Origin of the sequence: Microcoleus sp. FACHB-831 (genome assembly GCF_014695585.1) — a bacterium.
GTDB lineage: Bacteria > Cyanobacteriota > Cyanobacteriia > Cyanobacteriales > FACHB-T130 > FACHB-831.
Genome location: NZ_JACJON010000009.1, coordinates 132,743 through 140,288 on the forward strand (window position 1 = coordinate 132,743; position 7,546 = coordinate 140,288).

5 protein-coding genes are annotated in these 7,546 nt (G+C 45.4%); 3 read left to right on the forward strand and 2 right to left on the reverse strand.

Annotated elements, in window-relative coordinates; all coding sequences use genetic code 11:
- Positions 1 to 195 precede the first annotated feature (195 nt).
- Both sppA and H6F77_RS00695 read left to right on the forward strand, forming a co-directional pair.
- Positions 196 to 2,013 (forward strand): signal peptide peptidase SppA, encoded by a 1,818-nt coding sequence (gene sppA / locus H6F77_RS00690; protein ID WP_190484313.1) that lies wholly within the window; start codon positions 196 to 198, stop codon positions 2,011 to 2,013.
- Between the two features lie 219 nt (positions 2,014 to 2,232).
- A complete protein-coding gene (locus H6F77_RS00695; RefSeq protein WP_190484262.1) occupies positions 2,233 to 2,472 on the forward strand; it encodes a hypothetical protein in 240 nt (79 codons plus the stop codon).
- Between the two features lie 412 nt (positions 2,473 to 2,884).
- Here H6F77_RS00695 and H6F77_RS00700 read toward each other — a convergent pair whose 3' ends face one another.
- A complete protein-coding gene (locus H6F77_RS00700) occupies positions 2,885 to 3,286 on the reverse strand; it encodes a PPC domain-containing DNA-binding protein (protein WP_190484264.1) in 402 nt (133 codons plus the stop codon).
- 506 nt (positions 3,287 to 3,792) lie between these two features.
- On the opposite strand from H6F77_RS00700, the gene H6F77_RS00705 reads away from it, so the two are divergent.
- Entirely contained in the window at positions 3,793 to 6,246 is a 2,454-nt protein-coding gene (locus H6F77_RS00705) for a dynamin family protein (protein ID WP_190484268.1), read from the forward strand.
- A 186-nt stretch (positions 6,247 to 6,432) separates the two neighbouring features.
- Here H6F77_RS00705 and H6F77_RS00710 read toward each other — a convergent pair whose 3' ends face one another.
- The gene (locus H6F77_RS00710; protein ID WP_190484271.1) at positions 6,433 to 7,101 is read right to left on the reverse strand and encodes a glutathione S-transferase family protein; all 669 of its coding nucleotides are present in this window, start codon (positions 7,099 to 7,101) and stop codon (positions 6,433 to 6,435) included.
- Positions 7,102 to 7,546: the final 445 nt, after the last annotated feature.

The following is a 7,546-nucleotide window of genomic DNA, read 5'->3' on the forward strand; positions in this document are numbered from 1 at the left end:
CTGCGTTAGCCAGCCGACTCGTATAGTTAAGGTTGAGCGGGGGATGGCTCTGAGTTCCTGATAATTCTTTATTTTTTACTCAGAACTCACAACTCTACACAAGGGCAAGCTTATAAAGAATGTAAGGGGATACCCTCGAAGCGTTCCCGCAGCCACCCTGGGCACTCAAAAACATTGAAACTAAGAAATATTGAAATGCGCCATTTCCTCAAACAAACCTTTGCCAGTCTAATCGGAACCCTAGCAGGATTAATTCTATTTGTTAGTTTGGGAACGGGTGGACTGGTATTGTTATTGATTGCAGCAGCTTCCAAAGATACCGGACCGCAAGTCAGAAATAAATCCGTGCTGGTTTTCGATTTGGGGTTGAACATCACCGATAGCGATCCGAGCAGAAGTACCAGCGAAGCGCTAGGGGACGTGCTATCTGGCGATGATGGTGACACGATCTCCTTGCGAACTGTTTTGGATGCAATAGACAAAGCAACTCAAGACAAGCGAATTGTGGGCATCTACTTAGACGGTACCAAGGCATCAGCCGGAGGCGCTGGCTTTGCCACGCTCAAGGAAGTACGAGAGGCGCTGGAACGTTTCCGCGCTTCCGGTAAAAAAATCCTCGCTTACAATATGGGCTGGGGGAAACAGGAATATTATGTGGGATCGGTGGCAAATACGGTCGTAGTTAACCCCCTTGGCGAAATGGAACTTAACGGCTTGCGTTCCGAGCCGATGTTTTTGGCGGGAGCGTTGGAGAAGTACGGGATTGGGGTTCAGGTTATTAGAGTTGGGAAGTACAAATCGGCTGTTGAACCGTATGTTTTAAAACAGTTGAGTAAGGAAAGCAAGCAACAGACTCAAAAACTGTTGAGCGATATTTGGGGCGAATTCAAAGCGACGGTGGGAAAGAGTCGCAAAATTACTCCAAAGCAATTACAAGCGATCGCCGATACGAGTGCAGTGTTATCGGCAACAGAAGCCAAGAAGCGCGGCTTAGTTGATAAGGTAGCTTACTTTGACGAAGTGGTTGCCGAACTTAAAAAATTGACCGGAAATAAAAAAGAAGATGAATCGTTCCGCAAAATTAGTCTAACCACCTACGCCGACATTTCTGGCGAATCGCTGCGCGAGGAGCGTAACTCGGAGAACAAAGTTGCTGTTATTTACGCCGAAGGTGAGATAGTTGACGGTCAAGGCGGCGCGAGTCAGATCGGGGGCGATGGCTTTGCCAGACAATTGCGAAAACTTCGACTGAATAACGATGTGAAAGCAGTAGTTCTGCGCGTCAACAGTCCCGGTGGTAGCGCTGCTGCATCTGAGGTAATTCAGCGAGAGGTGCGACTCACCAAGCAAGTCAAGCCAGTTGTTGTATCTATGGGTGATATGGCTGCTTCCGGTGGGTACTGGATTTCTACTTATGGCAACCGCATCTTTGCAGAACCAAATACTATCACGGGTTCAATTGGTGTCTTTGGTTTGCTGCTGAATGTCAAGAAGTTAGCAAATAACCAAGGTATTACTTGGGATGTGGTTAAGACTTCTAAGTATGCTGACAGTCAAACAATTAGTCGTCCTAAGACGCCAGAAGAGTTGGCGGTAAACCAGAGATTTGTCAACCAGATTTACTATCAGTTCATCAACAAGGTAGCAGACTCGCGGAAGTTGCCCAAGCAGAAAGTGGCGGAGATCGCTCAAGGGCGCGTTTGGTCGGGGAAAGATGCTAAACGGCTGGGTTTGGTTGATGAGATTGGGGGTTTAGACAGCGCGATCGCCTATGCGGCTAAGGAAGCCAAGCTGGGGGATGATTGGGAACTGCAACAGTACCCGGAAAAACGCAGTCTTGAAGAACGCATTTTGAAGAAACTCTCTGGCGATCAAGCTTCTGTTAAACAGAAAAAGCTCGATCCGCTGACAGCAGAGTTCCTCAAGCTGCAAGCTGAGTTGACAACTCTCAAAGCGATGAACGATCCCATGAATGTCTATGCCCGCATGCCCTACAATCTGCGGATTGATTAGGTAACGTGGGAATGGGCCGGGGGATTTTGGATTGTAGAGACTTCCACTACAATGCGAGTCTCTACAATCTCCCACTTTCTCCCTCTTCCCTGACTCCGGGCGCAGCATCCTTATAATTACTGAACACCTAGCTGAATTAAGTAAAAATACAGTACCATTCTGACGATGTGTAGAGTAAAGTGAATTATTAGTTCAGTCGTTACTTTTACACATCTATCAATGGATAGAAAAACAAACCGCCTAATGCTTCTGATTGTTGCCTGTAGTGCCGCTGGCGTTGTTGTCGGAGGTACAAGCAACTGGGTAGACAGTCATCAGTGCTTGAAAAAGCAAGCGCCGACGATGGAGTGCTTGACTCAAGATCCCCTTGTTAAGACGATTCACGGTATGAGCATCGGCTTAATAGCTGGCGCTGGCGCAGCCCTTGGTGCCACGATGCAGCTTAAGGAGGAAGAGTAGAAGCAGGCGGTATAGTTTGACTGAATCCAAAAAACCTGTTGTCTTAAGGATAACGGGTTTTTGAGGATTGGCGATCGCGATCGCTGCTATTTCGCCAGTAATTTTGGCAATTTTATAGAAATGCGCGATATTGCTGTCTAACAGCTAATAGTATTGGGTAAGAATGTCTTAGCCCGTAAAGCCTTGCATCTCCAAGTGCTGTCGTCCTTTAACTAAGATAGCAACAGCGGCTAGACGCTGGGGCGTTTACTCCCTTATTTAAGAATACAGAGCGTTTTTAGCCCGCAAATGCCCGCGAGCGTATCTGGATTCGGTTAAAATAAATTTTGGCATGCATTGCCGAAATAGGCTTAATTTAAGCTCTAAATGCTTAATAAATAAGCTTATTCAAAGAGAAGTATAAATATAAACTTTAAGATAAATTACTCACAATATCTAATTCCTTATAGCCTGTCTTATCGTCTAAAGTCCTCAAAAATGTAAATTCTTTGCTGGCTCCGATGATAATCTCGGCGGTTGTATAAATTATGCAACCATACTCTAAATGTCCACCGAGAAACTTACCTTGTTTATCAGCTATAGTAATATGCAGATGAATGCCGCTGGTTGCCAGCGTGCCGTTGATGGCAAGAATCTCAAATTTATCGTTCAATACTGTCCTAATATTTTGATTGGCAAAGCGAAGCGTTGCCTGTTTCAGGCTGCCAATCGCCGTTAACATAAAACCTGCTTTAATATTCTCCCGATCTACAAAATCCCTTAAGCTTTCTTTTAGATCTTGATCGGGTTGCAGCCTCAAAGCATGAACTTTCATATATTTGTCTGGATAGACTACTTTAAATATACCCTTTGATAGATGATACGTTACAAAATATTTAAAATTTTCTTGTTGGCGGGCGTGAATTAAGACTAGCGGCTGTCTCAGTGCAAAAACCTGTAAATCTAAATTGATTTTAGTATGACAGCAAAAATTATTCCTAATGGGGAACTAAGTAGGTCTTTCTAATTACCTATAGGGTGGCTACAGCAATAGAGAAACCCATCGAACCTTTACAAACATTGGGTTTCGTACCTTAACCCAACCTACCGAAGGTTTTTAATTTAATTGTCTTCGCCTACTTAAATGTAAAACAAATATGCGGCTAGAGGAATTATCTAGTTAGAGATTGGGGTATTGCTTGTAGGTAACAATGATGCTATGTAAGAAAGCGGTAAAAGTTCTGTTACATATCCGGGGGGAATGGGAACACTAAAACAGGAAGGTAAAAAGGCCTTCTTTGCGTTGTTCCTCATAAGGTAATTACCACTATGGCTAATAATATGTCACCTCAGTGCCAAAACCTGCAAGAACAGGTTGGTAGTTTGTTGCATCTGTTACAGCAAGAGCCGTCTTTACGTGGTGAGGATACCACCGCCGCTGAGACTTCGCTGAGGAAGGCTGTTTCCCCCAAGTTTGAAATTGTGTTTGCGGGTGCGTTTAGTGCAGGGAAATCGATGCTAATCAACGCACTGCTAGAACGGGAATTGCTTTACAGTGCAGAGGGACACGCAACGGGTACGGAATGTTATATCGAGTATGCTGAACCTGGCAAAGAACGAGTAGTGCTGACGTTTTTGAGCGAGGCAGAAATTAGGGAACAAGCAGTGGCGTTGTGTCAGCAGTTAGGATTACCTCCAGCAGCTAATATTAATCAAACCGAAGTAATGGAATTGTTAGGGGAGGGATGCGAAGCGATTATTGAATTGGAGGGGGGGAAAGATAAGTCTGAACGAGCAAAGCAGGCTAATGCATTGAAGTTGTTGTTAGAGGGGTTTAGAGAAAACCGCGATCGCATCGGTACTGTAAATAATTCTACATACTCGATGGAGCAATTTAATTTAACTAATTTAGCAGAAGCTGCTCAGTTTGCTAGGCGCAGCAGCCGCAGTGCTGTATTAAAAAAGGTAGAGTATTACTGCAACCATTCCCTTTTGCAAGATGGCAACGTTATTATCGATACACCTGGAATTGATGCACCTGTAGAACGAGATGCAGAACTGACTTACAATAAGATTGAAGATGCAGATACTTCTGCCGTAGTGTGCGTTTTTAAGACGGCGGCGACTGGCGAATTGACATCAGAAGAAACTAAGCTAATTTCGCGCACGCATCAGAGCCAGAGCATACGCGATCGCGTGTTCAATGTTTTCAACCGCGTTGATGAAACTTGGTACAACGATCAGCTACGCAAACGGTTGGATAATTTAATTAATTCCCAGTTTCGGGATAGCGCTAAGGTTTATAAAACCAGCGGCTTGCTGGGATTTTATGGAAGTCAAATTAAAGGGAAAAGCGCAGGCGATCGCTTTGGTTTAAATTCCATATTTGCTGAGAGCCTTAAAGGCGCGGATGGACAAGAAGAAACGCCGCAATTTGTCTATGAATTTATTCGCTACTGTCTTATCTCTGGCAAACTATCGCCTAATAAGTTTTCTATTCCCCCAACCGTTCTTCAGGCTACTACAAACAATGATAAATATGTACGGATTCTCAGCGGTTTAGGAACGCCGCTTATTGAACAATTAATTGGCGATAGCGGGATTGAAGAGTTTCGCACTGGGATTACTCGCTATCTTACCCAAGAAAAACGACCTCAATTGTTTAAAGCTCTGGCTGACGATTTGCAAGACATCTGTATTAGCCTGAAGAAACATTATCAGTCTACGCACCGCGATTTAGATAGCCAACCTCGCGAAATCGAGGCGATGAAAGCGCAGGAGTTACAACGACTCAACCAGCAACTCCAGCAAGTTGGACAAGAATTTAGCAAGCATATTGCAGAAGAAGTTAATCAGGTGGTTACTAATAACTGCGATGGTTTTGAGGCAGATTTTCTTCAGTTGCAATCGCGGCTGATTCGGCGTTTAGATGAGTTGCTGGATACTTTCTCTGTAGCAGATGCTTATAGCCGTGCAACGATGAGCCATCCCCGCAATGCTACTGCGCCTTTAATTGCAGTTTTGGTGGAAGCGCTTTATTATTTGGCTAACTGTCTGGAAGATATATTAGTCGAATCTACCGCACAAGTAGTTGCTAACCTTTTCCAACGGTTAACTGAGCGAGTCCGTAAGTCGGAATATTATCGCCAGTTGTATCGGTTGCTAGGGAATGATGGCGGAATTGAGCAACAGTTGAAGGTATTGGAGAAAGATGTTACTCATGCTTTGGTGAGTGCGGCGCGGATAGAGTGCGATCGCTTTGTGCGTGAAAGTCCCCGATTTTATGATGAAGGCACATTTTCAATATATCAATTCCGCCAAACGTTGCAGCAAACTTCCCAAGCTTATGACTGCGAAAGTATGGTGGAAGCTGAACCTGCAATTCGTCAGTTGTTGAAGCTAGATTTTGAACCAAAAGTCTATACAACAATTAAGCGTACTTTCCGCCAAACTATCAATCAAACGCTGAAGACGCAACTTTTACCAGCAGCAGATAAACAAGCTGATGAAATATTGCAGCAATATACCCAGGCGCGTGCTTATTTAGAGCAAACGCTAGAACAAGAAGCGCAGGAGAAAATTGCTAGCAATCGCCGTTCGCAAAGTGTGGTTGAACAAAAAATGGCGGCTTACAATCAAGCAGTTTCTGGCATTAATAGCTGTTTGCAATCGCTGGGTTTATACGAGCATCAATTGCCTGTAATTGATGATGTGAATGTTAAACCTAGTTCGCCTAATTTAGGAGCTAATGGGGTTGTTAATTCAGGCGCGATCGCAAATGTTGTAGGAGTATAATCGCAGGTTCGGTTCTACAAATAGACTTGGCCATTAATCGCGGCTAGACATACGAAACCCGCGCAGGCGGGTTTCAAATTCTTTATTGAGATTTCAAAGTGAGGGGAGTTCCTAGCGGTACCATATCGCAGGCTCTACGACACGCGAGATCCCGCGTTAGGAGCGATCGCGTCTCGACGACGGATGTCAAAACGCGCCTCGCGTTGCGCCCCAGTCGAGCGCCGGGTCTTGCTCGTGTCCCGCCGCCTTCATCGCGTGCTGGTAGCCGGGGCGATCGCTGATTCTCGCTAGCCACGCCTTAATGTTCGGACGGTTGTCGAGACCGATGTTGTAGAATGCCTTCATCGTGCCGAACGGGAAGTGCATCATGATGTCGGCAGCAGTGAACTCAGATCCGGCGAAGTAGGGCGATCGCGACAGGCGATCTTCGACCAGCTGTAGGTGAAGATCCAGCCGTTCGCGTAGGGTGGGCAGTAGCGGAGAATCGCTGTCCTGTCCTGCGGCCATCGCTGCGATCCAGTTCACGCCGATCTGCATCATCAGACTGGCATTCGCGTAGTGGAACCAATACAGGTAGTCGGGATACTGCGGTGAAGTAACGGGTACCGCGAGCCGCCCGTTCCCGTAGCGGGCTAGTACATACTCGGCGATCGCGCCGGACTCGGCCATAACAATCTCGCGATCGCACAGCACTGGCGCGCTCCCAAGGGGATGAACTGAGCGCAGTTCGGGTGGAGCAAACTGCGTGACCGGATCTCGTTGGTACACTCGCAGTTCATAGGGCAAATCGAGTTCTTCGAGTAGCCATACGATCCGCTCGGACTGGGAGACTTTGAGATGGTGGACGATGAGCATATGCCCCCAAGGTGGCGAACTTGCGTGAACTCCGCTTTGAGTATAGCAGCGCCGCCAGTCGCTGACAGCCGCGAATTCTATTCGCCCGATATCTTTGCAGAACTGAAATGCTACCCGATAATAGTTAATAGGATATTTTCCAAACGAGAGACTAACATGGAATATAACTCTTATTTACAAAATTGCGACGATGATGATGTTATATCATTCAGCGAAAACCTATATAAAATGGGTAAATTTAAGTCAGCATTAGCGTCATCCAAAGAAAAAGTAGCAAATGTAATAATCGAATCATTAGCACCATATGGAATAAAAGATGTAGATATATAGCCTTTCCCTATCTAATGAGGTACGATTAATAGATAGGTTGTACATTTTCCTTAAAGAGAAATGAAGGCATATTCGCTCGACTTACGGCAAAAAATTATCGATAACTATGTTCAAG